The sequence below is a fragment of the Paraburkholderia sp. SIMBA_054 genome (assembly GCF_046534875.1).
GTDB lineage: Bacteria > Pseudomonadota > Gammaproteobacteria > Burkholderiales > Burkholderiaceae > Paraburkholderia > Paraburkholderia hospita.
In genome coordinates this window covers 1-560 of the sequence record NZ_JAWRXV010000208.1, presented here as the reverse complement: position 1 = coordinate 560, position 560 = coordinate 1, and the positions used below count along the sequence as shown (strand labels likewise).

The following is a 560-nucleotide window of genomic DNA, read 5'->3' as shown; positions in this document are numbered from 1 at the left end:
TTGATCACCGTCAGCAGGTTATGCGACGGCTCGCCGGCCACGTAGCGCAAAAAGCGTCCGGCATCCTCGGAAATATGAAGAATCTCCGCTTCCCGGTCGATCAGGATGCTCGGCGGGGCATAATGCTCCATGAGCCGTTGATGCAGATTCGCGAACGAAAAGCTGGAGGGACGCGACGCCGGATGGACAACTGCCGCTGGCAACGGCTGCAGCGCCTTGCCGGCGACCGGCAGCACCGGCGTCACGCGAGCGCGATTTGCGACGGTCTTTGCGCGATAGATGCGGTACTTCTTGTCGATTGGAAAAAACAGTTCCTCGGCGATTTCTGCCGATTCGGAACTGCCCAGAAACAGATAACCACCCGGGCGCAACGCAAAATGAAACGTCTGCAAGACCTGACGTTGCACGCTGCGGTCAAGGTAGATAAGCAGGTTGCGGCACGACACAAGGTCGAGCTGCGAAAACGGCGGATCGCGCAGGATATTGTGTGCCGCAAACAGTACCTTCTCGCGTAGCGGCTTGTTGACGACATAAGCGCCGCGAGTATGAGTAAAGAATTG

The 560-nt window shown here is 57.7% G+C and carries 1 protein-coding gene; it reads right to left on the bottom strand.

Annotated features, from left to right (window positions below; all coding sequences use genetic code 11):
* On the bottom strand, positions 1-560 hold a 560-nt coding region (locus SB822_RS54800), incomplete at both ends, for a CheR family methyltransferase (protein ID WP_410858812.1).